Raw genomic sequence first — 24,704 nt, 5'->3', positions numbered from 1 at the left:
TGCCGAAACCTGACCGGTGGGGTCAAGGGCGCGACCAGATTCCGGAGACAGCTGATGGCTGACGCGTTGGGGCCGATGGAGGCGCAGGTGGACCGGCGGGTCCTACGGCGGCAGATGCTCGCCGACGACGTCTACGAGGCCATCAAGACGATGCTGATGGACCACGTCATCAGACCCGGGGCGCGGATCTCGATCGACGGGTTGGCGCGCGAGTTCCAGGTGTCGTCGACGCCGGTCCGGGAGGCGCTGGCCCGACTGGAGTCGGAGGGCCTGGCGGTCAAGGAGCCACTGAAGGGCTACCGAGCGACGCCGCTGCTGACGCTGGACGAGTTCGACGACCTGTACCGCTTCCGCCTCCTCCTCGAACCGTGGGCCGCGCGGCGCGCCGCCGAACTGATCTCTCCGTCGGGGATCGAACGGCTTCGCTCGGAACTGGCAAACGCAGTCGAGCCAACATCAATCGACTACGCCGGCTACAAGTCCCTCACCGCCCACGACAACCGCTTCCACACGCTGATCACGTCGTTATCGGGGAGCGAACAGGTCCGCCTCGCCTTCGAACGCACCCACTGCCACCTACACATCTTCCGCCTGCACTACAACCGCGACATCGGCCCCGAGGTCCTGACCGAACACCGGATGCTGGTCGAGGCAATCACGTCCGGCGACCCGGCCGGCGCAGAGGCGGCCATGACCCAACACATCGAAAACTCGATGACGCTACGACTGCGCCGCATCTACGAATGACGCGACGGCCGTTCCCGCTGGCGGTACCGCCGGAGCTGACGGCGTACATCCTGGACTTCCACTGGGACCTCGACCTCCTGCACGCCCTCGACCTGCCGGTGATTGAGCTGCCGGTCACCGACCTGGCCCATCATCTCGACCTGCCGTTCTGGGCGTACGCCGACCGCCCGTTCCAACTCACGCCCCACCAGGTGGCGGCGGCTCCGGTCACGTACCGCGACCAGTACGAACGCACTCTGGCCGCCGATCTAAGCCATCCGCTGGACGTCGTACGCCGACCCGACGACCGGCTCACGATCCTGGACGGGGTGCATCGACTCCTACACGCCGAACTCGAGCACCGAACCGTCGTCGCCGCACGAGTCCTCCCCTGGACCAACCTGGACCGAATCGCCGCCCGCGACTGAAGAGGCCCCGTGCGAGGGTCGGCTGCGGGGGCACGCGGCGGCTGGTCACCCCCGCGTGCGAGCGCGTCGGCTACTTCGTGATGACCAGGGCGTCCCCGACCGGGCGTTCGCCGGTGGCGTCTGATGGGGTGTTCAGTACTTTGCCGTTGGCAACCATTGTGGTGGAGCCGCCGCCGTCGAGGTTGATGGCTTCGGTTAGGTGGAAGGACTTGGCTACCGCGGCAGCTTCGGAGATCGACAGCCCGAGGCTGTTCACGTTGCGGCCGTCGGCGGTGATCAGGACTGTGCGGCCGTGGTCGTCTACGCCGGCGATCGTGCGCGGGTTTCGTTTGTGGACCCAGCCGTAGTAGAAGCTCGGCGTGTCCTGCACCATCCCGTCCGCGGCCGCGGTGGCAAACACCCGCCCGTTGCGGACCAACTCCGGTCCCCCGTTGACGATCGTCGTACGGCGGGACAGCGACACCGGACGCCCGCGATCATCGAGCAGCGTCGAGCGGATCGACAGCGGGCGACCGACCTTAGCCGCAGCCAGCAGCGGCCCCACGAGGTTGCCGATCGCCTGCACAGTCCGCCCGCCTTCAGGGATCGCCCCGCCGCGGGTCGTCGTACGGATCGCGGTGACGATCCCCCGCCGATCGAGCAGCACCTCAGCACCCGGTCCGCTCGGCGTGCTTACGCCGTACGACTCGTCGAACGCGATCAGCTCGTCCGCGTCGGTGCAGGTGGTGTCGTGCATCGGCTTCGCGGTCGGCAGGTCGTCCGCCGTACCGCCGCAGTTGCGGATCAACCCCGGCACCCGGTTCAGTCCGTCCAGCGGCAACGACGCCCCAACGCCCCGAACGGACCCACGCCAAGTGAACCGGTCGACAGACGTGCCACGCGGACCGAGCACAAGCGCCGGCCGCCCATTGGTCGCCTCGCTCACCAGCCGCCCGTCGTACACCCCAACACCGGCCGCATCGCCAGGCGCTCCAGACTTCGGGTCGAGCACAAAGAACCCGGCGTTGACCGCAGCCGTCGCGCCGGTCAGCGTCGCGAGCGTGGTGGTCGTCTCGCGCTGCTCGATATCCGAGCCGTACGTCGCATCGAGCGTGCCGCGGAACTTCTTCGGGTCGATCGTCAGCACCTGTACGTGCCAAGGACCGGTCGAGCCGGCGATGTCGTCGGGCTCGCCGTCCCACCCGGTGTAGATGCTCGATCCGCTGAGCCCGGCCGCGATCACCTTGGTACGCAGGGCATCGGCGTCGACCTTGTTCGCGAACAGCCCGAGCCGAACGCGGTACCCGAGGTTGCCCCCACCCGCGTCAGCGAGCCGCGGCGTCGGCACATCCTCGACGCGCGGCTCGAGGCCCGCGGCGCGGAGCTTGTCGGCGGCCTTGTTCGCGCCGGCCTGGTCGGAGATCGCGGCCGCGGGCGCGTCCGGATCGGGTGAGGAGGAGGGGATCGCGATCTCGACGGTCCAGCCGGCTTTGGCGTCGGTCTGGCCGCGGACGATCGTCGTCAGCGTGACACCCGGCTGCTGCGTGCGGGAGTCGCGGGTTTCGGTGAGGTTGTCCGGGCCGAGCGGAAGATGCTGCGTCGGCGGGGTGGCGACAGCAGTCGTGCCACCAAGGGTCAGGGAGATGCAGAGGGCGGACAGGCCCAGACGTCGCAGGGTCATAGGACGTTCCTACGTTCCGCCCTCCGCTGTCGCAACCTGAGCGGAGCGTCGTGTTCTTGAACAACAAACGTCACTCCAACGGCGCACCGCCGTACGAGACCTCGTTCCCGTCCGGGTCGAAGAACGTCGCATGCCGTACGCCGTTCTCGTACGTCTCCCGTGCTGCGGGCACAAGACCGCGCTCGGCGATCCCCCGCAGCACTCCCTCGAAGTCCTCGACGAACAACGTGTGCTGCGCATGCCCCGCATGCTCCGGCACCACCTCGATGTACAGGAACTGATGCTCGCCGAGCTCCCACACCGCCTCAACATCATTAGGCAGAAAACTCGGCGGCCCACCGAACAACTGCTCGTACCACGCAACCGCGATCCCGTAGTCCCTGACAGAAACCCCTGCAAACAGATCCAAAGCCATACCGGATCGTAGCCGCGCCGCGAGCGGCGGAGCCTGCCGGCACATCTGCGCGTCGAATAGATTTGCTGCCGTTGCAGGAACCGACCGTGAGGACGAACCATGTCGCCGCATGAGGTCATCGGGGAGTTCGCCCTCGGGCTGGTGGTCAACGCCGTCAGCAGGGGCGCCGGCATGCTGGCCGCGCTCCTGCCTGTCGGCGAGCCGGTCAGCGAACAGACCTGGTCACGGGGTGCGGTGAACCTCACCGTACAGGCCGAACTCGAGGACCACGACCTCTCGCCTGAGCTGCTGACCCGGATCGGCGACTTCCTGCGCCAGTCTCCCGAGGCACAGCACCTCGCCGAGGCCGCACTCCTGGTCACGCTGATGCGAGGCGACACGGAGTCGATCCAGAGCAAGTTCCGGGCCGAGGTTCGAGCCGCCCTGATCCTGACGATCGCCCCGCACCCGAATGACATGCCGGCGGTCGCAGGAGCGATCACCGCAGGTCTGCTGGCGGCCGCGCGAGGTCTGTACGGCAACGCCAAGAGCCGATTCAGCCGAGGTACCGGAGACGGAGCCAAGTCCTACCTCGAACAAGCCGCCAACCGGGAGCTACTCGCGCAAGCACTGCAGTCGAAGTTGAACCTGGTCGACTTCGCCGCGTTCGTCGGTTCGTACCGCAACCTCGTACAGCAGAAGACCGAGATCCTCACGCTGGCACAACTCGACCAGCAGCGGTCGATCCGGCTGCAGGACGTCTATGTCGCACCTGATCTGCAGGCGATCGACGGCGGCTGGGACTCGGTCGCAAACTCTGACCGCCTTGATCTACGGGACGTGTTCGAGTTGTCGGCGCGGACCGTCGTCCTCGGGGATCCAGGGGCCGGCAAGTCGACCCTGATCCAGCACCTGATGCACGAGACCAGCAGTGCAACGGAACAGAACGCACGGGTCCCGTTCCTGGTGGAGCTCCGCCGGTACAACGACGCCAAGACGCGGGATCCGCGCCGGATCCTCGATCACATCGAGAGCTGCATGGCGGAGGACTACCAGCTGGTCCCGCCGCCCGGTTGCATCGAGTGGCTCCTCATCAGTGGGCGGGCCGTCGTCATGTTCGACGGTCTGGACGAGGTGGTCAACGGGACGTCCCGGGCAGCCGTCAAGGACTCGGTCCTGGCCTTCGCGAGTCTCTATGCCGCAACACCCATGGTGGTCACCTCGCGTTCGGTCGGCTACGACATCGCCTCGTTGTCGAGGACGGACTTCACCCATTTCAGGATCCTGCCGTTCTCCGACGATCAGATCCGGCGGTACTGCGAGTCGTGGTTCCGGATCGACGCGCGTCTTACTTCGCAGGTGCTGGAGCAGCGGGTGAACTCGTTCGTCGCAGAGTCCGAGGAGCACGCCCCGGACCTGCGCGCGAACCCGCTGATGCTGAGTCTGCTCTGCGCGATCTACATGGGCGAGAGATCGATCCCGGAGAATCGACCGGAACTGTACGAGAAGTGTGCTGCCCTGTTGTTCGATCGCTGGGACGCGCTGCGCCGCATCGACACTCCGCCGGCGTTCAAGGCCGACGCCAAGATCGCGCTCTGTGAGATCGCCCTGTGGATCTATCAGAGCGCGGAGCGCCAGCAAGGTGTCACCGAGGCAGCGCTGGTACAGAGGCTGACCAGGTTCTGGCAGGAGCAGCGCCTTCCGGATGTCCTCGCCGCCCGCGAGGCCGCGCAGGAGCTGGTCTCGCTGTGGCGTGGCCGAGCCTGGCTGATCACCGACCTGTCTTCCGGACCGACCAGTCAGCCGATCTTCGCATTCACCCATCGAACCTTCCTCGAGTACTTCGCCGCGGTGGAGCTGGTTCGCAGGGCCGGCGGCCCCAAGGAACTGCTCGCCAAGCTCGCCCCTCACCTGGAGATCGCCGAGTGGGAGGTCATCGGTGAGGTATCGGTCGCGGTCCTCGACAGCTTTCAGCATCGCGGGGCCGAGCGGTTCGTTCTGGAGCTGTGCCGCCGGGCGGGCCAGTCCACGCAGAAACGCCGCTACATGCTGACGGCGTTCGCCCTCCGTCTCCGCGAGTTCGGGCTGCTCACCCCAAGAGCGGTCGAACGGCTCACGTCACAGGTACTCCGAACCTATCTCCAGTCACAGAATCCCGGCCGGGACTACCGCGAGATCCGGGCCTTCTCGATCCGCTGGTCCTACTGGGAGGACCGTGATCTGCCCGCATCCAGCGAGGATCTGCCGGGAGCGCTCAAGGAATCCCTCGGCAAGGTCGCCGGCGACCCGCAGAGCCCGGACGACATCTCTCCGTTCCATGGAGAACTCCTGCTGCTGAATCTGGTCTCGCAGTTCCCCGATGCGATGCGGGTGGTCGAACAGCTCATCGAGGAGCTCTGGGAGCTGATCAACAAGCCCGATGTTCAGCGCGGGCCGTCGTACCGCCTGTTCGCCTGCCTACCGGCCCTGGTTCGCCTCGCGGGTCGGCCGACTGAGGACGTCGTCGCACAGACCCAGGATCTGATCAGCAAGCTGCATGCCCAGGACGCCACGGAATCGCTCTATGACAGCGGGCCATTGACCGTACTGGCGGCGGTCGCGCGCGGCATGACAGTCGGCGACGACGTGCTCGACGAACTGCCATGGCAGTTGTTCGTCGCCCGCGACTCCATCCTGGTGTCGAACTTCGTGAACCTCGACACCGTGCCGAGGCTTCAACCGCTGCTCGACGGAAGCCCGACGGCGGACTGGATCGAGGCGCGCCTCAGGGCGTTCAGCCTCCGCTTCATCGCTGCCGTCGAAGACCTGTCGGCCAGCCGAATCGAGGTCTGGATCAATTCCTCTGATCTGGTACCGATCGAGCGGATCTTCGAACGGCTGGTCAACGAAACCGTGCCTGCGGCTCCGGAGATTGCGACTGCTTACTGGCTGCTGGCCACCTTGATGTCTCAGGCGAACGAGGTACGGCTGAACGACGCGCTACCGATCTGGCTCGGCGAGATGTTCGCTCGCCTCCCTTCCGAGTTCAGGCGGCTGCTTGTTACCACTTACCGCCGGCGTCCGGCACAACCCGGGCACCTACCGGACGAAATCGTCCGTCTCTCGGAGAGTCCGCCTCAACTGGTGGAACTGGACTAGGGCCGATCTCGCCCCAGTCCAGTTCACATCACCTTGCCCGTCAGACCGGGGCGTCGCCGTGGTCGGGGATTTCTAGTTGTGCGCCGCCTTGGAGGGCGGATTGGTGGGCGATGATGCCGGGGAGGGTGTAGCGGGCCGAGACCCAGGCGTTGATGGGTGGGAGGGTCTTGTCGGCTACCGCGCGGACGAAGTCGTCGGCGAGGAAGTGGTGGGAGCCCTCGTGGCCGTTGTGCATGCCGTCGAACTCCTTCGGCAGGCGGCTGCGGTCGTGGACCGGGGAGAGGCCGGAGCGGAACGCGTCGCGCAGCGCGGGGTCGACGTTCGCCAGGTCGGCGTCGTCGAGGTTGCTGCTCGGCTTGGTCTCCATCAGGTGGGAGACGTCCTCGACGCCTTCTTTGTTCTGCCACAGGGTCGTGGTGGCGAGCTGCTCGAAGCTGCCCTCGGTGCCGAACACGCGCAGCCGCGACTCGCGGATGTGCGACGGGTACCCGACGCGGCGCATCTCGTTGGTCCGCATGATGCCGCCGTCGGCCAGCTTGAAGAGGGCGGTCGCGTTCGAGAAGTCGTTGTTGAACTGGCTGACGTCCTTGTCGAAGACGCCGTCACCGCGGTCGTCCTTGACGCCGATCGCGGACACGTGCGTGGCGTGCTGACCGGTCACCGAGAGAACGTTGCCGACGGCATGCGTCGGGTAGAGCAGCGGCGGGAACGACGCGGTCTTCTTCCAGTCGTCGCCGCCGGAGTACTGGTACGCCGCGTAGAAGCCGAGGTCCATGTCGTGGACGTAGTCGCCCTCGGAGTAGAACACCCGCCCGAACGCACCCTCGGCGAGCTTCTGCCGGCAGTACACCGACGACGGGTAGTAGAAGCTGGTCTCACCCATCATGTATGTCAGGCCGGTCTCCTTGACCAGCTCGATGATGCGCGCGATCTGGTCCGCCTCGATCGCCATCGGGACCGTCGAGTACACGTGCTTGCCGGCCTCGAGCGCCTTGATCGCCATCTCCCCGTGCAGCCAGCGCTGGGTGAAGATCGCGACCGCGTCCAGGTCCGACTCGAGCATCTCCTCGAACGACGCGTGCGTGACTGCGATGCCCTGTTCGGCGGCCATCTCCGCGGTCCGCTCCGGGATCACGTCGGTCAGCCGCACCTCGGACACATCCGGGTGCGCGGACCACAACCGCAGGAACGAAGGAGCAAACTGTCCGGCGCCAACCACGCCGATGCTGATTCCCATGCGAGACAGGCAATCACACATTTATGTTCTATGGAAGAACAAATTCAGACGTTGGAACGTGTGAGAGTCAGCACGCCGCCTCCGGCGTCGGGGGTGGGTGGGCGACGTTGGAACGTGTGAACCCAAGCACGTTGGAACCCTCAGAGCAGGAGGTGGGGGTTGTCGGTGGTGACGCCGTCTACGCCTAGGGCGGTGGCTTGGGCGAGGGTGGCTGGGTCGGGGACGGGCCAGGCGGTGACCGAGAGGCCGGCGGCGTGTAGCTCGGCGACGCCGGCAGGGGTCAGGCCGGTGATGCCGCAGAGGGACCAGGTGGCTCGGGCCTCGCGGGTCCGGGTGATGACTTCAGCGATGTCCGGCGTACGGCCGAAGATGTGGCCGGTGGTGGCGTCGGGGTAGGAGTCGCGGACGGCCAGGAGGATTTCTGGGTGGAAGGACGTGACCAGGGTCCGGGCGGCGAGGGACGGGTTCGACTTGAGGGATTGAGCGAGGAGCGGTACGGCGGCCTCGGACTTGACCTCCGCCTGGATACGCACATCGACGGCCTCGATCACCTCGGACCACGTCGGGATCTGCTCGTCGAGGCCCGCGTCCAGCGTCCGGAGCTCGGCGAGGGTCAGCGACGCGACCTCGCCCGATCCGGAGGTGGTCCGGTCGACGGTGGCATCGTGCATGATGACGAGCTCGCCGTCGGCGCTCACCCGCAGGTCGAGCTCGATCTCGTCGCAGCCGTCGGCGACCGCGCGGCGGAACGATCGCAGCGTGTTCTCCGGCTCGGTCCCCAACGCACCACGATGCCCGGTGATGATCACAGCGCGCCCTTTCTCGCGAAGACCACATCCAGCAGCAGTACCGCGGCGATCCCGCCGACGAGCAGCCCGAGCCGGTGCAGGCCGGCATCGGTCGCGGGGCCGGCGAAGACGATGGCGATCGCGGCGGCGGCGAGGTTCGCCCCGACGTACTGCGACGTACGGAACAGCCCCGCCGCCGCGCCCGCGACCTCAGGTGGCGCAGCCCGGTAGACGGCCAACTGGTTGCCGAGTCCGTTGAAGCCGTTCGGTACGCCGAGGACCGCGCTGATCACCACGAGTACGACGATCGGCGTACCGCTGTGAACTCCGAAGGCCAGCGCGGCGCCCCCGACCAGCAGCCCGGCCGAACCGATCATCAGCAGCAACCGGTCTCCGTGGCGGCGGGCGAGCTTCGTGGCGATCGCGACGGTGATCGCACCAAGTGTCGCGATCGGGAGGACCACCAGACCGACCTTCGTCGGATCGAGGCCACGGGCTTGCTCGAGCCAGCCGGGCAGTCCGTAGAAGATCGCGTAGAAGGCGACGTACGTCAGCATCGTGCGGAGGTAGCCGAGGGACAGCGGCGCACTGCGGGCAAGCAGGCGTACGTCGACGAACGGCGTCGTGGAGCGCCGTTCCCAGAGGATGAACAGCACAGCCAGCGGGATCGCTGCGCCGAGCAACCACCAGTTCGGGTTGGTCGACAGCGAGAGCAGGACCAGCATGAGCGCGGTCATCGCCAGCGTGAAGAGCGCCAGCCCGCCGAGGTCGATCTCCCGCCAGAGCTTGCGGTCGTCATCCGCTGGTCGGGGCGGGTCCTTGGGGACGAGCCGGAGTACGGCGATGCCCGCGACGGCGGCGACCGGGAGATTGACGAGGAAGATCGCCTGCCAGTCGAACGTGCCGACGAGCAGACCGCCGACGCTCGGGCCCAACGCCGCTGAGGTCTGCGCGAAGACGGACAACAGCCCGAGCGCACCCACTGCAGAGGCCTTACGACGGTCGGCGATCCGCCGGATCATCGCGACGCCCGAGGGGAACTGCGCGCCGGTCCCGATCCCGAGCAGGACCCGCGCGGCGATCAGCCAGCCGAGGCTCGGCGACAACGGAGCCAACGCCGACACGACCGCCACGAGCGCGAGCCCGGCAAGAAAGACTCGCCGGGCACCGATCAGATCAGCCAGTCGCCCGGCGGTCGGCGCCGAGACCGCTGTCGCGAGGTACAGCCCCGAGACCAGCCACTGTGTCTCGGTCCCCGCGTGGAAGTCCGCGCCGATCGCGACCAGCGCGACGGCGATCATCGAGGAGTTCAACGGCTGCAACAACGTGCCCAGCCCGACGGAGGCGGCGTACCGCGCCGGCAGCCCTCCCGCCTGGACGACCTCCTGTTCCTCGGCGACCTTCGTCACTCGACGACCTCCGAGAGTTGGTCCATCAGGCGAGCGGCCAGGTGGAGGAGTTCTCGTTCGGTGGGCGTGAGGGTGGTGTCCATTGCCTTCGCGAGGAAGGTGTCCCGCCGGCGGCGGTCCTCGCGAACCAGCGTGGCGCCGGCCGGCGTGATCTCCAGAAGGACCTGACGGCGATCGGCGGGATTATCAGCACGGCTGATGAATCCGCTCGCTACCAAGTCTGTGGTGGCGCGCATCATGGTCTGCGGGGTGACGCGCTCGGCGGCGGCCAGGTCCGCGTTCGTCATCGAACCTTCGCGCTCCAACCAGCCCAGCACGTTGAACTGCGAATAGCTGAGCTCACCCTCGGGCCGCTCCTGACGCAGTCGGCGGACCAGCCGGAACAGGCTGGTGCGGATCTCGTGCGCGGCAACATCCGAAGAACTCATACCATCAGCATAGCTGATGATCTACACTAACCCCACAGGATCCTTTCCGGACAGGAACGCTGCCACCGCCTCGGCTGCGATCGAGCCGGCGCGGTGAGCGGTCTGCCGGGTTGCGCCGGCCAGGTGTGGCGTCATGACGATGTTCGGCGCCGTCAGCAGCCGCGAACCCGCTGGCAGCGGCTCGGCTGGGAACACGTCGAATGCCGCCGCCCCGAGCTGCCCCGACTCCAGCGCATCCACCGTTGCGTCGTAGTCGAGCAGCCCGCCACGCGCGGTGTTCACCAGTACGGCGCCTCGCGGCATCGACGCGAGCTGCTCCGCACCGATCATTCCGCGGGTCTGATCAGTCAGCCGCGCGTGCAGACTCACCACGTCGGACCGCCGCAGCAGCTCGTCGAGCTCCACCAGCTCGATGCCTTCCGGGGGGTCATCGACGTACGGATCGGCGACCAGGACATGAGCGCCGAAGGCAAGCATCACCCGCGCGACCCGTTGCCCGATCGCGCCATAACCGACCAGCCCGACGGTGGATCCGTCCAGCTCGCCGCCGCACTCGTCGTACGCGTAGAGGTCGGAGCGCCACTCCCCCTGCTCCAGCGTCCGCTGCAGTCGCGGAAGGTTGCGCAGGGCACCCATCATCAACGCGACCGCATGCTCCGCGGCCGCCACCGCGTTGCGTCCTGGCGTGGATGCGACCGCGATCCCCCGTTCAGCCGCCGCGGCAACGTTCACGTTCACAGGCCCGCCACGACAGACGACCAGGTACCGCAGGTCGGGCGCGGCATCGAGTACCCGCTCCGTGAACGGTCCCATCTGCGTGACCGCGAGTTCGACCCCGGCCAGCACCTCGATCAGCTGGTCCTCGACATCGCTGGCCTCGTCCACCTCGGCGACCCGCCCGTACGGCGTCAGCGGCCACGGCAGCGTGATCTCGCTGAACTCGAACACGACGTCAGGGATCGTGCTGAGCGACGCCGCGAGCAGCTCGTTGCGTACGAAGTGGTCGCCGGCGAGCAGCGTCTTGACGGTTCTCATCGATCTCCTGTGAACGTGGGTGCTGGGTCGGACCAGCGCGGGCGGGCCGCCTCGATCCGGCGCAGGTAGTGGGCGTATCCCTCGGCGTAGAACGTGGCGCGCGCCGGATCCGGGTCGACCTGGCGGGTCTCGGCGATCCAGTCCGCTCCGGCGCTGTCCGGGTCGACGGCCCGTCGCGCGCAGATCACTGCACCGCGCGCGGCGACCTGTTCGGCCTCGGCGGTGTGCAGCGGCGCGTTCAGTACGTCGGCGAGGATCTGGGTCCACTCGCTGCTCCGGGCGCCACCGCCGCAGACCGTCACGCGACCGGTCCACCCGGCGGCCTCGAGGCAGTGGCGAGCGGCGTACGCGATCCCTTCGCAGGTCGCGCGAACGAGGTCGGCCGTCGTCGTAGACAGCGAGATGCCGTCGATCGTGCCGCGGGCGCGGGTGTCGACGAACGGCGCGCGCTCACCGGCCTCCGACAGATAAGGCAGGACAGTCACGCCGGCCGCACCGGGCGAGCTCTCGGCGAGAAGGCCCGGCAGCTGAGCAGTACCGACCCCGACGAGTGCGAGGACACGGTCGAGGGCCGCTGTGCCCACCATGGCGGGCATCGCGCGCAGCCAGACACCTGGAGTCCAGGTACCGAGGAACAGGCCGGCGGGCTCGCCGTCGACGGGCAGTTCACGGGTGACGACCTGGCACGCCAACGTTGTACCGACAGTCAGGAGCGCGTCGCCAGGCTCGGTCACACCAGCGCCCGCCGCCGCGGCCGGAAGGTCGTACGGCCCGGCAGACACCCTGGTCCCGCGAGCCATCCCGGTCGAGTCGTCCCGCAACTCGCCAACCGGCCCCGCACCGGCAACCGGCGCCAGCAGCCGACGCAACCCCGACAACCCCGTGGCCGCCAGCGCCTCATCGTCGTACTCCCCGGTCCTGGGATCAAGGAACGGCGCCGACGCATCCGACACATCCGTCGCCCGTACGCCGGTCAGCGCCTGCATCACCACGTCCTTGCAGTACGCCGCCGTACCCGCCCGCTCGATCACCCCAGGTTCTTCCGCCAGTACTGCGGCCAGCAGCGGCCCCGACGCACCGGGGAACATCCGATTGCCCGACCGCCGGAACACCCGCTCGGCCACACCACTACCGGTCCACTCATCGAGGATCGGGCTCGACCGCGCGTCCAGCCACGAGATCGCCGGGCGGACCGGCGTACCCGCATCGTCGACCAGCCAGAGGCCGTCGCCCTGCGCGGTGATCGCCAACACCCCCGGCCGGCTTCCGACCGCGCCGGCCAGCTCCTGCACAACCTCGTTGACCGAGGCAACTATTTCGAGCGCCTCGTGCTCAAACCGGCCAGGACTGCGGTGCAGCAACCGGGTCGGCCGGGATGCCTCTGCCAGCGGGCGGCCGTCGGCGTCGAAGGCGACCGCCTTGGTCACGGTGGTGCCGACGTCTACTCCGACGTCCATGAGCCCCCTCCTAGAGTTTGGCTACCTCCACGGTGGCGCCGTGGTCGCGCAGCGGTTCGATCAGGTCCTGCGGGGTCTTCTCGTCGACGATCACGACGTCGAAGTCGGTCAGCGGCGCGAGCCGATGCAGGGCGGTGCGCTGCAGCTTGGCGTGGTCGACCAGCAGCACCTTGGTCCTTGCCGAGCGCAACATCGCCCGCTTCACCAGGACGATCTCCTCCTCCTGGTGGAACGCGTGCGTCGGCGACACCGCGGAGACGGAGCAGAACAGCAGATCGGTGTGCAGCGCCTCGACGGCCTCGGCGCACGGCATCCCGCCGAACGAGTCGTGGGTCGCGGAGTAGATCCCGCCGAGTGCGAGCAGCGTGATGTCGCGGAGCTGGGACAGCCGGGTGATCGCGGGCAGGAAGTTCGTTGCCACGGTCAACGGTGTGATGTCCTCGATCAGGTCGATCAGGGCCAGCGCGCTGGTCGAGTCGTCGAGCATCACCGACATCCCCGGCTCGATCATCGCCCGCGCGTGCCGGGCGATCGCGGCCTTCTCCGCGTGCGCGGTGTTCAGCCGGTACGCGACGTTGCTCTCGAACACGCTGGTCGGCTGCGCGCTCACGCCACCGCGGTACTTGCGGACCACACCCTGCCGCTCGAGTTCGTCCAGGTCGCGGTGCACCGTCATCACGCTCACCCCGAACGCCTCGACCAGATCGTTGGCCGAGACCGAGCCGTGCTTCACGACGTACGCCGCGATCTCGGCCTGCCGGCGTGCCGGCCGGCTCAGTTCGGTGGTGTCGCCATCGATGTCCGATGTCATTCCCGGGTCTCCATTCGCGCAGGCTCGATCACAGGTGGAACGTTGTACGCCTCGAGACCCACTGTGCCGTCCTGCCACCGGAAACGCACCAGCGCCGCGGGACCGAGCGCAGGTAGCAGTCTGCGGTAGTCGTTCAGTCGCAGTCCGAGCGCCCTGCAGACGAGCAGCCGGATGAGCGTGTTGTGCGCGACGACAAGGACCCGCTGCCCCTCGTGCCGCTCGGCGATCTCGGCGAAGACCTCGTGCACCCGATCAGCAGCATCGGCCGGATGCTCACCGCCCGGGAAGTGGTCGAGCACCGGGTCCAGCACGAACGCCTTCGCCACCGCCGGCGGCAGTTCGCTGAACATCTTCCCCTCGGCCGACCCGAAGTCGACCTCGCGCAGCCGCGCATCCACGGTCGGCTCCAGGTCCAGGGTCTCGGCGATCGGTCCGATCGTTTGCCGAGCTCGCAGCATGGGCGAACACCACAGCGCGTCCGGCGCGTAGTCCAGCGCCCAGTCCTTCAACTGCTGTGCCTGCTGTACGCCGACCTCGTCGATCGGGAGGTCCGTCGAACCGGTGTACCGGTTGCCGTGATGCCATTCGGTGCGGCCGTGGCGGGCCAGGACGATCGTCGTTCTCATCCGCGATACCCCCGACGGTCGAGCTCCGCGACAAATCCGCCGTACAAGTCGTCAAGTCGTTGGTCGCCTGGTTCGAGGACGCGATCCACACGGACCATGCGTCGCGCGGTGCCGATGAGGTCGGTCCCACCTGACGCAGCGAGGACAGCCATGCCGTACGCCGGGTCCGGTACGGCCGGAAGCTCGACCGGTACGCCGAGCACGTCGGCCCGGAGCTGGTTCCAGTAGCCGCTCCGCGTGGCGCCACCGGTCAGCGAGACCGACCGCACCGGGTCCGCGCCGAGCGTCTCGAGATGCTCGAACGCGAGCCGCTCGATAAACGCGACCCCTTGCAGTACGGCGGCGTACGTGTGCAGGTCGTCGGGGGTACTGCCCAGCGTGAAGCGCTCGGCCTGCTGCGCGACGAAGGGGAACCGCTCGCCGGTCTTGGTCAGCGGATACGTGACCGCGTCGATCGGTCCTTGAGCGCGCGCGGCGCGGTCGAGAGCGTCGAGGTCGGCGGCGGGAAGAAGCTCGGTGAGTACGCCGGCACCCGTGCTGGACGCGCCGCCGGGGAGCCAGCCGCCGTCGGGATGACGATGGCTGTAGACCGCGCCGGTGGGGTCGACGAGCAGGTCGTCGCTGACGCCTTTGAGGACGAGCGTCGTACCGAGGACCGAGTTCCACGCGCCTGGGCTGAGAGCACCAGCGGCGATCTGGGCCGCGCAGCCGTCGGTCATACCGGCGTGGACGGGGACGCCGGCGGGAGTGCGGCCGAGCTCGACGCCAGGTCGGACAACCGCGGGGAACGCGGACAGCGGGAGGCCGAGCTTGTCGAAGGCCTCGGCCGGCCAGGTCTCGGCGAGGAGGTCGTAGCCGGTCTTGAGGGCGTGGCTGGTGTCGGTGGCGACCGGATGACCGACGAGGTGGGCCGCGACGAAATCGGCGCTGTGGACGACCCGGCGGTCGGCGAGATCGTGACCGTCCGCGACGAGCTCGAGGATCTTCGGCAGAGCCCAGGTGGGTTGCATGCTCGTGGCCCAGCGGTCCGGGTCGGCGTCCACGATGTGATCGCGACGGGCGGCCGCGCGCGCGTCGTCGTACATCAGTGCTGGGGTGACGGGTCGGCCGGCGCGGTCGGTGAGGAGGAAGGTGCCGGAGGTCGAGCAGATCGCGATGCCGTCGACATCGGCCGTCCCGACCTCGGCCAGGACTGCGTCGACGGCGCTGAGCCAGGACTGCGGATCCTGCTCGTGGCGGACGCCGTCCCGATGGCTGGTGAGCGGACGGGTCGCACCCGCGAGCACGTGGCCCTTGGCATCGGCCAGCACGGCGCGCACACTTTGCGTGCCGAGATCGAGACCGATCCAGCCCACGAAGCCTCCCAGGTGAGTGTTATCTAGATTGATAACATAACACCAGAAGGCGATAAGAACGCGCCAGCCTGGTGGCCGAACGCGGACACAACACGGCCCCCGCAGCCGGTCGGGATGCGGGAGCCGGAGTTGACGATCAGGAGTGCATCAGCACCAGAGCCGGGTCGACTGTCGCCAGCTCGACGCGGCCGGCGTCGACGGCGCCGTACGCGCCGATCGGGCCGCTGCTGCGGCGGCCACTGCGGTTGGTCCAGAACCCCCAGCCGGCCGGGGCGTCGGGCCAGGCCGGGTCGGGCTCCCAGCCCATCGGCGGACGCCAGCTGTCACTCGGCGGCTCAGGCCAGTCGGGTGGAGCGTTGAACTTGTGCACGAGCGGTCCCTCCGGATTCCCCAGCGATCCGCTGATTCGCGAACTGCCTGACAGATCAACGAGCTGGCGCGCCGAATGTCACGGATAAATCTTCGTAAAGTTTCATCCGGCACACGGCCACCTATCTCACCACCAGAACCCGACCCCGGCAACCGCTCTCTCACTGGCCGGACTGCACGTGCATCCTCACCGGCATCAGTTGCCTCCTCCACAGCCGGCCCCCAGGTTGTCCACAGCAACCGTCCACATATCCACAGCTAGACACCGTTATCCACAGGTGTTTCTGTGGATACACAGCGTGAGGGGATCAGGCGGCGACGGCCTCGCTGATCCGGGCCGGGAGGGTGCCGGCGGCAACTGCCTGGTCGAGGGCGGCGAGCTGGGAGCAGGCGAGGGCGATCGCTTCGGCCTGGGTGTGGCAGCCGTCGGCGTACCAGTAGGGATCGTCCGGCTGGCGATCATCGGCGTCGTCGATGTCGGCGTACCAGCAGTCGTGCCGGTAGTGCACGACCCGCACCTTGAGCTTCATGTGCGGTGAGACGCCGGATCCCGGCAAGAGGTTCCTGCCGGACCCTTTCGACGCAGGTCGAAAGGGTCCTGAACCCGGAACCCGGCGTTTTGACGTCTCGTCGCAACCACCGTCAGCACGACCAACGACGAGGGAGTCAGCGATGGCCTGGGGAGAGAAGAAGCAGCCGAGAGCAGTGCGGAACGCTGCGAAGGCGGTCGACAACGCCTACCAGCGGCTTGAGGACACGGCGGAGAACGGCCGCCAGATGCGGCAGGCGATGCGCGGGACGAGCCAGATCCACCAGACGATCCGTTCCGGCAATGCTGCCGACCGCGGCGCCAAGCGGAACCTGAAGAACGCCGAGAAGGCGTACGACAAGGCTGTCCAGAAGGCGGCCGAGAAGGCCGCGAAGAAGAACCGCGGAAGGTAGTCCGGCGCGGTGGCGGACCATTTGATCCTTGTTTGAAGGGTTTACAACGATGGTAAATCCGTCGTACGACTGTTCATCCAGGGAGATGGTCCGCCACAGCCCGGAAGGTGTTCGTCATGAGGTTCGTCCGCCCCGTCCTCAGCGTCCTGCTCGCCGTACTCCTGACCGGCTCGGTCGGGGCCAACGCTCCCGCCGTCGAGAGGAATGTGGTGTCCTCGCAGACCTTCCGGAACCCGGTGAACCCGTCCGCGGATCCGTCGCTGATGTTCTACAACGGCAAGTACTACGTCGCGACCACCCGCGGCGACCGGATCGGGATCTGGTCGTCCCCCAGTCTCGCCACGCTGCTCGTCCGACCGGAGCAGGTGGTGTGGCGGGACTCGGACACGACCCGCAACACGCAGATGTGGGCACCGGCGTTCCGTCACGTCGGCGGCCGTTGGTACATCTACTACACGGCCTCGGACGGTGTGGACGCCAACCACCGGATGTACGTCCTCGAGTCGGCCGGCGACGACCCGCTCGGCCCGTACGCGTTCAAGGCGAAGATCGCCGACTTCGGCGAGTACGCGATCGACGGCGAACCGATCACGGTCAACGGCCAGCAGTACTTCGTCTGGACCGGCCCCGGCCGCGGTCAGGGCGGACCGGCGCAGCTGTACATCGTCCGGATGAGCAACCCGTGGACGTCTACCGGTGACCGGGTCGCGATCCCCGCGGACGGCGGCTGCTCGGAGGTTCGAGAAGGGCCGACACCGCTCTACGGCGCGACGCGCACGTTCCTGACCTACTCGACCTGTGACACCGGCAAGCCGGACTACCAGCTGTGGATGAAGAGCATCGCGAACGGCGCCGACCCGATGGTCGCGTCCAACTGGGTGCAGCACGCCGGCCCGATCTTCTCCCGCAACGACGAGACCGGCGTCTGGGGTCCCGGGCACCATTCGTTCTTCAAGTCGCCGGACGGGACCGAGGACTGGATCGCGTACCACGGCAAGAACACCAGCACCTACACGTATTCGTTCCGCACGACCCGCGTCCAGAAGATCACCTGGAACGCCGACGGCACGCCCAGCCTCGGCCGACCGCTTGCCGCAGGCGCCACACAGAACCTGCCATCGGGTGACCCCGGCTCGTCGAACTACTGGATCAACGACACCGACAGCACGGTCGAGTACGCCGGGAACTGGAGCTCGGGATCCGGCTGCGGCAACCAATGCTTCTGGGGCAACGACCACTGGAGCGGCGAGACCAACGCGACCGCCACCATCCACTTCACCGGCACCCGGGCCGCGCTCCTCAGCGTGGCCGACACCGGCAACGGGATCGCCGCGATCTCCGTCGACGGCGGTCCCGAGCAACGCATCGACTACTACAGCTCGATCCGCGTCGGCGAGCAGCTGATGTACATCACCCCGACGCTCGCCGCCGGTGCCCACACCCTGAAGGTGCGAGTCACCGGCGACAAGAACCCGGCCTCAACCAGCGCGGTCATCAGCCTCGACCGCATCGAGGTCTACTGATCAGTGGAACTTCTTGACGACGGTCTTTCCGTTGATCAGCAGGAAGCTGCCGTCGTCGCGGACCTGGGCGACGGTGCCCGGCCGCCGGGTGTCGTACTGCCAGGTCTCGTCGTTGGACACGTTGTAGGTGGACAAAGTGCCGTCCGCTCGCATGACGGCCCACCCCTTCGGCAGACCGCTCTTGCCGGTGGTCCACAGCACGGTCTTGCCGTTCTTCAGTAGCACCAGACTGCCGCTGTCCAGCATCTGAACCGTGTACGCGTGCGAAACCGAGTACAGGATCACTTCCCGCCCGGGGCCGACGCTCGGCGCGTTGAGGATGACGCCGGGGGTCAGCGTGCCGATCACCATGTGCCGGTTCCACACGGCCTTGCCGCGGGTGTTGTACGTCGCCAGCAGCCCGGTGTTCGGCAGCACCAGCTTGGCACCGGCGCTGGCCGCTCCGATCGCCAGCAGCTGGGTCCGGCCCCAGATGATGCGCAGCATCCCGTCCTGGCCCATCACCAGAACCGCTCCCGGCCGGTAGGTCTCGGTCTGCCACAGCGGCTGCTTGTCGCCACGCTGCAGCAGCGTGACGACCCCGCTGCGCTGCATGGTCAGCGTGAAGACACCGCTCTTCGACTTGATCGACTGCAGGGCCATCAGCTTCTGACCCGGCAGCAACGTGTCCGACACCGCAGCCGGCTGTGCCTCAGCCGCAGTACTCCCCAGGACAGCCATCCCGCCGGTCAACGACGTGACAGCCAGTATTCCAGCCCACAACCTTCGCAGCATTCCACTCCCCTTTGTCCTCTGGAGCGGTCATCCTTTCAGGCCGGAGGCGAAACCGCGTATGACATAGCGTTGCAGGAAGAGGAAAAGCAGCAGGATCGGGAGGGCGGCGAGGATCAGGCCGGCGGCGACCAGGCCGTAGTTCGACGTGTACTGGTTGACGAAGGCGAACACCCGCACCGGCACGGTCTCGTGGCCGGAGCCGCCGAGGTAGAGCAACGGGGTGAAGAAGTCGTTCCAGATCTGTACGGCGTTCAGGATCAGAACCGTCCCGGTGATCGGCCGGAGCAGCGGGAAGATCACGTGCGCGAACGCCTGGAGATGTGATGCGCCGTCGATCAGCGCGGCGTTCGTGTAGTCCGCCGGGAGCGACCGGATGAAACCCGTGTACAGGAAGACCGTGAACGGCAGCTGGATCCCTGTGTAGAAAAGGATCATGCCCTGGTACGTCCCGAGCAGACCCAGGTTGTCGACGAGTTGGTACAGCGGGATCATCCCCAGCTGGAACGGCAGGATGATGCCGACCAGGAACAGAATGTAGAGGCTGTAGCTCAGGCGCGTCGCCGTACGGGCCAGGAAGTACGCCGCCAGCGAGCCCAACGCGATCAGCAGCAGCACGCTGACGACGGTGATCAGCGAGCTGTTCAGCAAGGCCGAGCTGAGCCCCGCCGACCGCCAGGCCTCACCGAAGCTCCCGACACTCGGTGGGTCCGGCAACGACAACGGCCGGTTCGCGATCTGCTGGGGATCCTTGAACGCGAGCGTGACCAGCACGTACACCGGGAACAGGAACCCGATCGCGACCGCGATCATCACCAGCTCCAGCAGGAACGTGCGCGGGCGATACTTCATGCCGCCGTCTCCCTCGACCTCAGGTACCCGATCTGCAGGAACGACACGGCCGCGACGAAGATCGCCAGCACCAGTGCGACCGCGGTGCTGTAGCCGAACTTCCCGAACACGAACGCCTGCTTGTACAACACCGTCGACAACGTGTCCGTCGCGTACCCCGGGCCGCCGTTCGTCATCGCGATGATCTGCGTGAACAACGTCAACCCGCCCACCGTCGACAGCATCACGTTGATAGTCACGGCCGGCGCCAGCAGCGGCCAGGTGATGTGGCGGAAGCGGGCGATCGTACCGGCGCCGTCGACCATCGCGGACTCGTGCAGCTCGGCCGGCACGCCTTCGAGCCCGGCCAGGAAGATCACCATCGAGTACCCCGCGCACTGCCAGATTACCGTGAACGCGACCGACCACAACGCCAGCGACGGATTCCCCAGCCAGTCCTGCCGCAATCCACCGAGCCCGACCGCTCCGAGCGCAGCGTTCAGTCCGGCGTCCGGAGCCGGGTTGTACACGAACTTCCACAGGAACGACACCATCACCGGACTCACCACGACCGGCGCGAAGAACACCAGCCGCAACGCCATCCGGCTCTTGATGTTGGTGTGTACGCCGAGCGCCAGCAGCAAGCCGATCGCGTTCTGCACGACGACAATCGCGACCGTCAGCAGCAACGTGTTCCGCAACGCGCCGAGCGCCTGGCTGTCATGCGCGAGCTGTTTGAAGTTGTCGATCCCGACGAACGTCTTGGCGTTCCCGATCCCGGACCAGTCCGTGAACGCCGATCCCGCCCCCGCGATGCTCGGGTACAAGACGACCACGGCGTACACGAGGATCGCCGGGACCGCGAACCACCACGGCGGGGCAATACGTACTCTCATGCCTTTTTCCGGTAGGCCTCGTCCATCTTCTTCAGGGCGGCGTCGACGGTTGTCTTGCCGCCGAGCAGCTCCTGGACGACGGCGAAGTGGGTGGGTTGGACCTCGGCGTTCGGCCAGCGCTGGTCCATGAACGGGACGGCCTTGTTCGCCTTCAGCGCGGGCAGGAACAGGGTCAGCGCCGGGTCGACCTTCGCGTCGCCGTACAGCGGGACGCAGGAGACGGCCTCGGCCCAGGTGTTCAGGTTCTCCTGCTGGCCGCAGTAGTCGAGGAAGGACTTGGCCTGGTCGGACTTCTTGCTCTTCGCGCTGACCGCGATCCCGACCACCACGCCGGCCGGAATCCAGTTGTCAGCGGCAACATCCGTCGCCGGGAACGGGAACATCGACAGGTCGTCCGGCGTCTGCGAGGCAGCCCGGAACGCCGACAGTACGGCGGAGACCTGGACCGCCATCGCGGCCTTGCCGGTGGCAACCATCGAGGTGGCCTGCTCGTACGTCGTACCGTTCGGGTTGTCGTTGAAGAAGCCCTTCTTCTGCAACTCGAGGTACTTGTTCATCGCGTCGACCCAGCCGGAGTCCGCGAACGAGGCCTGGCCGGCGAGCATCTTGTCGTCGAAGTCGGGGGTCTTGGCATACACCGTGCCCGGCACCAGCGCGTACGGGATCAGCTGGGTGATCCACGGGGTCTGCGCGCCGAGTGCGATCGGGACGATGCCCTTCGCCTTGAGCTTCTCGCAGACCGACAGCAGCTCCGACCAGGTGGTCGGCGGCTCGACACCGGCGGTCGCGAACGCCTTCTTGTTGTAGATCGCGCCGAGCATGCTGGATCCGGGCGAGTAGATGTACGTCTTGCCGTCGCTCTGGAACGCGCCCTTGAAGCCGTCCGGGATCTTCTGCGTCCAGGACTGGCTGCTGAGGTCGGCGAGCAGTCCGGCCTTGGCCAGCTGGGCCATCGACATCGCGCTGCCGTTGCCGGGATACACGACGTGTACGTCGGGTGCGTTGCCGCCGCCGAGCTGGGTGCGGAGCGCGGTCTGCACCTGGTCGGCCGGCGCGAACGACAGGTTGAAGTCGAAGCCGGAGTGTGACGACTTGTACGCGTCGAGCACCTTCCGCAGGCCGGCCTCCTGGTCGCCGACGCCGATCACCTTGAGCGTGCCGCCGGACGACGACGAGCCGCTGCCGCCCCCGCACGCTGCGAGCGTCCCGACCGCCGCGGCGCCGCCCATCAACTGGAGGAGCCGCCGTCGACTGACGGACTGATCGAGTGCCATGGGTCCTCCTGTGCGCCGACATATCGGCGAAGTCTGTGAAGTAACCGCAGGATCGTGTTACTTTCGTCACCGGGACGCTACGTATGGCCTGGAAGGGTGTCAAGTCCTCGTTGAAAGGATTCAGTAGGACCGGTGTGAAAAGGTCTCCGCCGGGGTTTTGGGCTCGTGCCCGCCTCTCCTGAGAAGATGGCGCCGTGCCCGTGACCGCCTCCCCACGTCCGGCCGGTACGCCGTACCTCGTGCTGCTGCCCGGCGGTCCCGCCACGCCCACGCGCTCTCCCCGTGGACCGGTGCAAGCGTGAGACGAGTTCTCCTGGCCGGCCTGCTCCTGCTGGCCCTGGCGCTCGGCGTCGGCGGTGGCTACTACACCGGCGACCGCGTCGACACCCCGGAACCGACCGCCTCCGGCACCGCCGGCCCGTTGGGCACCGTGTCGGAGTCCCCGTCACCGACCCCGACCGAGCCGTCTCTCCCGGTGAAGACCCCGATCCCCAGCAACCTCGACCCGCTCGAACCAGGCCTCCAGTACATCGGCCATACCTTCACCGTCACACCACAGGACGAGCCCTCGGTACAGCTCTCGGTCGACACGCCGCAGGGCTGGAAGATCACCAGGGACCCGAAGCGGCCCCAAGAGGTGAAGTACCTGAACGACCAGAGGGAGCGGGGCGTTCGGATCGAGGCGGTCGAGCCGGTCGACACGACCCCCGCGGCCGCGATGGCCCAGCTCATCGTCGACCTGAAGAAGAGCCAGGCCCCGGAGAACGACGTACGGATCGTCAGTCAGACCAACGCCACGATCACCGGCGAGAACGGCGATTCCCGCCCGGTGGCGACGCTGATCTACACCTTTATCCCGGGCCAGACGCTCCGCTACGTGATCGTGCGCTGGATCGCGATCGACGGCCAGCTGACCAACGTCGAGATGAGTATCACCGGCATCCCCCAGGACGCCGCGGCCCTGGACGAGGTTCTACAGCACGCCTCGACGTCGGTGCACGAGGTCGGCTGAGGGCTTTCACGGAATTGTTACCTCGGGGCATGCAACCTGAGACTGTACTCAGGTGTCTTCTTTTGAGTAGGGATCTGGGGAAGGTGGGGGCGTGAAGAGCACGATGTCGCGGCGCGCGCTGCTCGGCGCCGGCCTGCTCACGCTGGCCGGGGTCGGTGGCGCCGGCGGGTACGGCGTCGGCCTGTTCCTCACCGACGAGCCCAGCCTGGCCGGTACCGCGGCCCCGCTTCCGATGGCGGGTACCCCGGATCCGTCCGGTACGCCGTCCACACCGGCCCCGCCGCCGAAGCAGATCGTCCCGGACGACACCAAGGCTCTGGACAAGGACCAGCTGGAGTACCGGATCCGTGAGTTCACCGCGACCAACGTCGTCCGGTCCGACGTCCGCCTCAAGGTGCCGCGGAACTGGGGTTTCACGCAGCCGGATCCGCCGAAGATCGGCCGCTACACCGATCCGACCAGCAAGCGCTGGATCCGGATCGAGGCCGGGTTCACCATCCGCCGGCCACCCGCCGAGTCGATGGCGCAGAGGCTGACGGATCTCGCGACGGTGCCGGCCGCCCAGATGCTGTCGATCAAGTCCCAGACCGTGGATCCGGACACCCAAGAAGCGACGCTGGTCTACACGTACGTGCCGGAGAACTCTCTTCGCTACGTGATCATCCGGTGGGTGGCCAACCACGAAGGCCTGTGCACGTTCGAGATCGCCGTCACCGGACTCCCTCAGGACCGGGACGCGATGGAGGACATCCTCGACCACGCGGCGAACTCGGCCACGCGCGACGACACTCCGATCGGCCCGTCCTAGCCCTCGAGCAGTCCGGCGAGTGACTTGTGGCCGGTGGTGGTGAGGTCGACGGCTCGTTGGTTCGGGCGGCGGCGGAGCCAGTTGTTGTTGAGGAGGCTGTCTACTACGGACGCGCCCAGCTGGCCCGACAGGTGGTGGCGTTGTTCGCTCCAGTCGACGCAGAACCTCAGGAGTTGGCGCCGGGACGGCTGGTGGTCCAGGTCGACACCCAACCCGCCGAACAGTTCGACAGCGTGAGGGCCTAGTGCATACGGGCCGTCCGGGAGTTGTGCGGCCAACGGGTCGTCCGTACGGCGGTCTGCGCCGACGCCGCCGTCGGTGCGGGTCAGGGCCTCCCGGCGTACCAGACCGTCCAGCAGAGCGACGCCGAGGCGACCGGCGAGGTGGTCGTAGCAGGTGCGGGCTTCGCGGAGCGCTGCGGCGCGGGTGCTCTGGCGGAGTGACTTGATGGGTTGGGGTTTGGCTATCCGGGCCAGGGCTTCTACGGCCGCGGCCACCTCTGGTCCGGACAGTTTGTAGTACCGGTGTCGCCCGGAGCGCTCCACTGCGACCAGGCCGCCGTCCAGCAGTTTGCGCAGGTGGCCGCTGACGGTCTGTGGTGAGACACCGGCTTCTGAAGCGAGCAGGGAGGCCGGCAGAGCGCGGCCGTCCGCCAGTGCCATCAGGACTTTCGCCCGCGCGGGCTCGGCCATCAGGCCGGCGGCGCGAGCCACATCGGCGTCTCCACTCATGTAATCCATGCTCACACCGTCATACTTCGACGCAACCCGAAGTGTTTCGGTGCGA

At 67.4% G+C, this 24,704-nt stretch carries 25 protein-coding genes; 7 read left to right on the top strand and 18 right to left on the bottom strand.

All coding sequences use genetic code 11. The features are described 5' to 3' along the window. Window positions 1-54: 54 nt before the first annotated feature. Window positions 55-747: a GntR family transcriptional regulator gene (locus FDA38_RS24165; RefSeq protein ID WP_233714883.1), complete on the top strand. Its 693-nt coding sequence runs from the start codon at window positions 55-57 to the stop codon at window positions 745-747. Then, window positions 744-1,154, top strand: coding sequence for a hypothetical protein (locus FDA38_RS24160; protein ID WP_137256347.1), 411 nt, complete (start codon window positions 744-746; stop codon window positions 1,152-1,154). The genes FDA38_RS24165 and FDA38_RS24160 overlap by 4 nt, the downstream gene beginning before the upstream one ends. 70 nt (window positions 1,155-1,224) lie before the next feature. Here the strand turns inward: FDA38_RS24160 and FDA38_RS24155 are convergent, their stop codons facing one another. Both FDA38_RS24155 and FDA38_RS24150 read right to left on the bottom strand, forming a co-directional pair. Then, window positions 1,225-2,814, bottom strand: coding sequence for a phosphodiester glycosidase family protein (locus FDA38_RS24155; RefSeq protein ID WP_137256346.1), 1,590 nt, complete (start codon window positions 2,812-2,814; stop codon window positions 1,225-1,227). 70 nt (window positions 2,815-2,884) lie between these two features. Next, window positions 2,885-3,229, bottom strand: a complete 345-nt coding sequence (locus tag FDA38_RS24150; RefSeq protein ID WP_137256345.1) for a VOC family protein — start codon at window positions 3,227-3,229, stop codon at window positions 2,885-2,887. Window positions 3,230-3,328: 99 nt separating this feature from the next. On the opposite strand from FDA38_RS24150, the gene FDA38_RS24145 reads away from it, so the two are divergent. Next, on the top strand, window positions 3,329-6,346 hold the full coding sequence (locus FDA38_RS24145; RefSeq protein ID WP_137256344.1) for an NACHT domain-containing protein: 3,018 nt from the start codon (window positions 3,329-3,331) through the stop codon (window positions 6,344-6,346). A gap of 40 nt (window positions 6,347-6,386) precedes the next feature. Here the strand turns inward: FDA38_RS24145 and FDA38_RS24140 are convergent, their stop codons facing one another. From FDA38_RS24140 to FDA38_RS24090, 11 genes are all read right to left on the bottom strand, one after another. Next, a complete protein-coding gene (locus FDA38_RS24140; RefSeq protein ID WP_137256343.1) occupies window positions 6,387-7,583 on the bottom strand; it encodes a Gfo/Idh/MocA family protein in 1,197 nt (398 codons plus the stop codon). Between the two features lie 140 nt (window positions 7,584-7,723). Further along, window positions 7,724-8,392, bottom strand: coding sequence for a glycerophosphodiester phosphodiesterase (locus tag FDA38_RS24135; RefSeq protein WP_137256342.1), 669 nt, complete (start codon window positions 8,390-8,392; stop codon window positions 7,724-7,726). After that, window positions 8,389-9,780: an MFS transporter gene (locus tag FDA38_RS24130; protein ID WP_137256341.1), complete on the bottom strand. Its 1,392-nt coding sequence runs from the start codon at window positions 9,778-9,780 to the stop codon at window positions 8,389-8,391. Before FDA38_RS24130 ends, FDA38_RS24135 begins: the two co-directional genes overlap by 4 nt. Further along, complete coding sequence (locus tag FDA38_RS24125) at window positions 9,777-10,208, bottom strand: MarR family winged helix-turn-helix transcriptional regulator (RefSeq protein ID WP_137256340.1); 432 nt, start codon at window positions 10,206-10,208, stop codon at window positions 9,777-9,779. Before FDA38_RS24125 ends, FDA38_RS24130 begins: the two co-directional genes overlap by 4 nt. Window positions 10,209-10,229: 21 nt before the next feature. Further along, the gene (locus tag FDA38_RS24120; RefSeq protein ID WP_137256339.1) at window positions 10,230-11,243 is read right to left on the bottom strand and encodes a 2-hydroxyacid dehydrogenase; all 1,014 of its coding nucleotides are present in this window, start codon (window positions 11,241-11,243) and stop codon (window positions 10,230-10,232) included. After that, a complete protein-coding gene (locus tag FDA38_RS24115) occupies window positions 11,240-12,700 on the bottom strand; it encodes an FGGY family carbohydrate kinase (protein WP_137256338.1) in 1,461 nt (486 codons plus the stop codon). Before FDA38_RS24115 ends, FDA38_RS24120 begins: the two co-directional genes overlap by 4 nt. Before the next feature lie 10 nt (window positions 12,701-12,710). Next, the gene (locus FDA38_RS24110) at window positions 12,711-13,511 is read right to left on the bottom strand and encodes a DeoR/GlpR family DNA-binding transcription regulator (RefSeq protein ID WP_137256337.1); all 801 of its coding nucleotides are present in this window, start codon (window positions 13,509-13,511) and stop codon (window positions 12,711-12,713) included. Continuing rightward, window positions 13,508-14,137 (bottom strand): histidine phosphatase family protein, encoded by a 630-nt coding sequence (locus tag FDA38_RS24105; protein WP_137256336.1) that lies wholly within the window; start codon window positions 14,135-14,137, stop codon window positions 13,508-13,510. The genes FDA38_RS24110 and FDA38_RS24105 overlap by 4 nt, the downstream gene beginning before the upstream one ends. Beyond that, on the bottom strand, window positions 14,134-15,492 hold the full coding sequence (locus FDA38_RS24100) for an FGGY-family carbohydrate kinase (protein ID WP_137256335.1): 1,359 nt from the start codon (window positions 15,490-15,492) through the stop codon (window positions 14,134-14,136). Before FDA38_RS24100 ends, FDA38_RS24105 begins: the two co-directional genes overlap by 4 nt. Before the next feature lie 136 nt (window positions 15,493-15,628). After that, a complete protein-coding gene (locus FDA38_RS24095; RefSeq protein ID WP_137256334.1) occupies window positions 15,629-15,862 on the bottom strand; it encodes a hypothetical protein in 234 nt (77 codons plus the stop codon). 307 nt (window positions 15,863-16,169) lie between these two features. Beyond that, window positions 16,170-16,391: a hypothetical protein gene (locus FDA38_RS24090; RefSeq protein ID WP_137256333.1), complete on the bottom strand. Its 222-nt coding sequence runs from the start codon at window positions 16,389-16,391 to the stop codon at window positions 16,170-16,172. Between the two features lie 142 nt (window positions 16,392-16,533). Between FDA38_RS24090 and FDA38_RS24085 the strand changes: the two genes are divergently transcribed. After that, the gene (locus FDA38_RS24085) at window positions 16,534-16,803 is read left to right on the top strand and encodes a hypothetical protein (RefSeq protein WP_137256332.1); all 270 of its coding nucleotides are present in this window, start codon (window positions 16,534-16,536) and stop codon (window positions 16,801-16,803) included. Between the two features lie 116 nt (window positions 16,804-16,919). Then, window positions 16,920-18,326, top strand: a complete 1,407-nt coding sequence (locus tag FDA38_RS24080; RefSeq protein ID WP_137256331.1) for a glycoside hydrolase family 43 protein — start codon at window positions 16,920-16,922, stop codon at window positions 18,324-18,326. Here FDA38_RS24080 and FDA38_RS24075 read toward each other — a convergent pair whose 3' ends face one another. From FDA38_RS24075 to FDA38_RS24060, 4 genes are read right to left on the bottom strand one after another with little or no spacing between them, the layout of a single operon-like run. Further along, window positions 18,327-19,100, bottom strand: a complete 774-nt coding sequence (locus tag FDA38_RS24075; RefSeq protein WP_137256330.1) for a hypothetical protein — start codon at window positions 19,098-19,100, stop codon at window positions 18,327-18,329. A gap of 27 nt (window positions 19,101-19,127) precedes the next feature. Next, complete coding sequence (locus FDA38_RS24070) at window positions 19,128-19,949, bottom strand: carbohydrate ABC transporter permease (protein WP_137256329.1); 822 nt, start codon at window positions 19,947-19,949, stop codon at window positions 19,128-19,130. Continuing rightward, on the bottom strand, window positions 19,946-20,824 hold the full coding sequence (locus FDA38_RS24065) for a carbohydrate ABC transporter permease (RefSeq protein ID WP_137256328.1): 879 nt from the start codon (window positions 20,822-20,824) through the stop codon (window positions 19,946-19,948). The genes FDA38_RS24070 and FDA38_RS24065 overlap by 4 nt, the downstream gene beginning before the upstream one ends. Then, window positions 20,821-22,098: an ABC transporter substrate-binding protein gene (locus tag FDA38_RS24060; protein WP_137256327.1), complete on the bottom strand. Its 1,278-nt coding sequence runs from the start codon at window positions 22,096-22,098 to the stop codon at window positions 20,821-20,823. The genes FDA38_RS24065 and FDA38_RS24060 overlap by 4 nt, the downstream gene beginning before the upstream one ends. Window positions 22,099-22,396: 298 nt before the next feature. Here FDA38_RS24060 and FDA38_RS24055 point away from each other — a divergent pair, with 298 nt between their 5' ends. Beyond that, the gene (locus FDA38_RS24055; protein WP_137256326.1) at window positions 22,397-23,110 is read left to right on the top strand and encodes a hypothetical protein; all 714 of its coding nucleotides are present in this window, start codon (window positions 22,397-22,399) and stop codon (window positions 23,108-23,110) included. A gap of 91 nt (window positions 23,111-23,201) precedes the next feature. Then, window positions 23,202-23,918, top strand: a complete 717-nt coding sequence (locus tag FDA38_RS24050) for a hypothetical protein (RefSeq protein WP_137256325.1) — start codon at window positions 23,202-23,204, stop codon at window positions 23,916-23,918. Here FDA38_RS24050 and FDA38_RS24045 read toward each other — a convergent pair. Beyond that, window positions 23,915-24,649 (bottom strand): ArsR/SmtB family transcription factor, encoded by a 735-nt coding sequence (locus FDA38_RS24045; protein WP_137256324.1) that lies wholly within the window; start codon window positions 24,647-24,649, stop codon window positions 23,915-23,917. The two genes, FDA38_RS24050 and FDA38_RS24045, sit on opposite strands and share 4 nt — an antisense overlap. Window positions 24,650-24,704: the final 55 nt, after the last annotated feature.

Origin of the sequence: Kribbella jiaozuonensis (assembly GCF_005233875.1) — a bacterium.
Lineage (GTDB): Bacteria > Actinomycetota > Actinomycetes > Propionibacteriales > Kribbellaceae > Kribbella > Kribbella jiaozuonensis.
This window is presented reverse-complemented; position numbering and strand designations above follow the sequence as displayed.

Bases quoted from the DNA above. Each gene is read 5' to 3' on its own strand.
- FDA38_RS24075 (WP_137256330.1), bottom strand. From the start codon at position 19,100: ATGCTGCGAAGGTTGTGGGCTGGAATACTGGCTGTCACGTCGTTGACC.
- FDA38_RS24145 (WP_137256344.1), top strand. From the start codon at position 3,329: ATGTCGCCGCATGAGGTCATCGGGGAGTTCGCCCTCGGGCTGGTGGTC.
- FDA38_RS24105 (WP_137256336.1), bottom strand. From the start codon at position 14,137: ATGAGAACGACGATCGTCCTGGCCCGCCACGGCCGCACCGAATGGCAT.
- FDA38_RS24155 (WP_137256346.1), bottom strand. From the start codon at position 2,814: ATGACCCTGCGACGTCTGGGCCTGTCCGCCCTCTGCATCTCCCTGACC.
- FDA38_RS24150 (WP_137256345.1), bottom strand. From the start codon at position 3,229: ATGGCTTTGGATCTGTTTGCAGGGGTTTCTGTCAGGGACTACGGGATC.
- FDA38_RS24070 (WP_137256329.1), bottom strand. From the start codon at position 19,949: ATGAAGTATCGCCCGCGCACGTTCCTGCTGGAGCTGGTGATGATCGCG.
- FDA38_RS24045 (WP_137256324.1), bottom strand. From the start codon at position 24,649: ATGAGTGGAGACGCCGATGTGGCTCGCGCCGCCGGCCTGATGGCCGAG.
- FDA38_RS24060 (WP_137256327.1), bottom strand. From the start codon at position 22,098: ATGGCACTCGATCAGTCCGTCAGTCGACGGCGGCTCCTCCAGTTGATG.
- FDA38_RS24140 (WP_137256343.1), bottom strand. From the start codon at position 7,583: ATGGGAATCAGCATCGGCGTGGTTGGCGCCGGACAGTTTGCTCCTTCG.
- FDA38_RS24065 (WP_137256328.1), bottom strand. From the start codon at position 20,824: ATGAGAGTACGTATTGCCCCGCCGTGGTGGTTCGCGGTCCCGGCGATC.
- FDA38_RS24165 (WP_233714883.1), top strand. From the start codon at position 55: ATGGCTGACGCGTTGGGGCCGATGGAGGCGCAGGTGGACCGGCGGGTC.
- FDA38_RS24090 (WP_137256333.1), bottom strand. From the start codon at position 16,391: ATGAAGCTCAAGGTGCGGGTCGTGCACTACCGGCACGACTGCTGGTAC.
- FDA38_RS24115 (WP_137256338.1), bottom strand. From the start codon at position 12,700: ATGGACGTCGGAGTAGACGTCGGCACCACCGTGACCAAGGCGGTCGCC.
- FDA38_RS24110 (WP_137256337.1), bottom strand. From the start codon at position 13,511: ATGACATCGGACATCGATGGCGACACCACCGAACTGAGCCGGCCGGCA.
- FDA38_RS24080 (WP_137256331.1), top strand. From the start codon at position 16,920: ATGAGGTTCGTCCGCCCCGTCCTCAGCGTCCTGCTCGCCGTACTCCTG.
- FDA38_RS24125 (WP_137256340.1), bottom strand. From the start codon at position 10,208: ATGAGTTCTTCGGATGTTGCCGCGCACGAGATCCGCACCAGCCTGTTC.
- FDA38_RS24085 (WP_137256332.1), top strand. From the start codon at position 16,534: ATGGCCTGGGGAGAGAAGAAGCAGCCGAGAGCAGTGCGGAACGCTGCG.
- FDA38_RS24120 (WP_137256339.1), bottom strand. From the start codon at position 11,243: ATGAGAACCGTCAAGACGCTGCTCGCCGGCGACCACTTCGTACGCAAC.
- FDA38_RS24160 (WP_137256347.1), top strand. From the start codon at position 744: ATGACGCGACGGCCGTTCCCGCTGGCGGTACCGCCGGAGCTGACGGCG.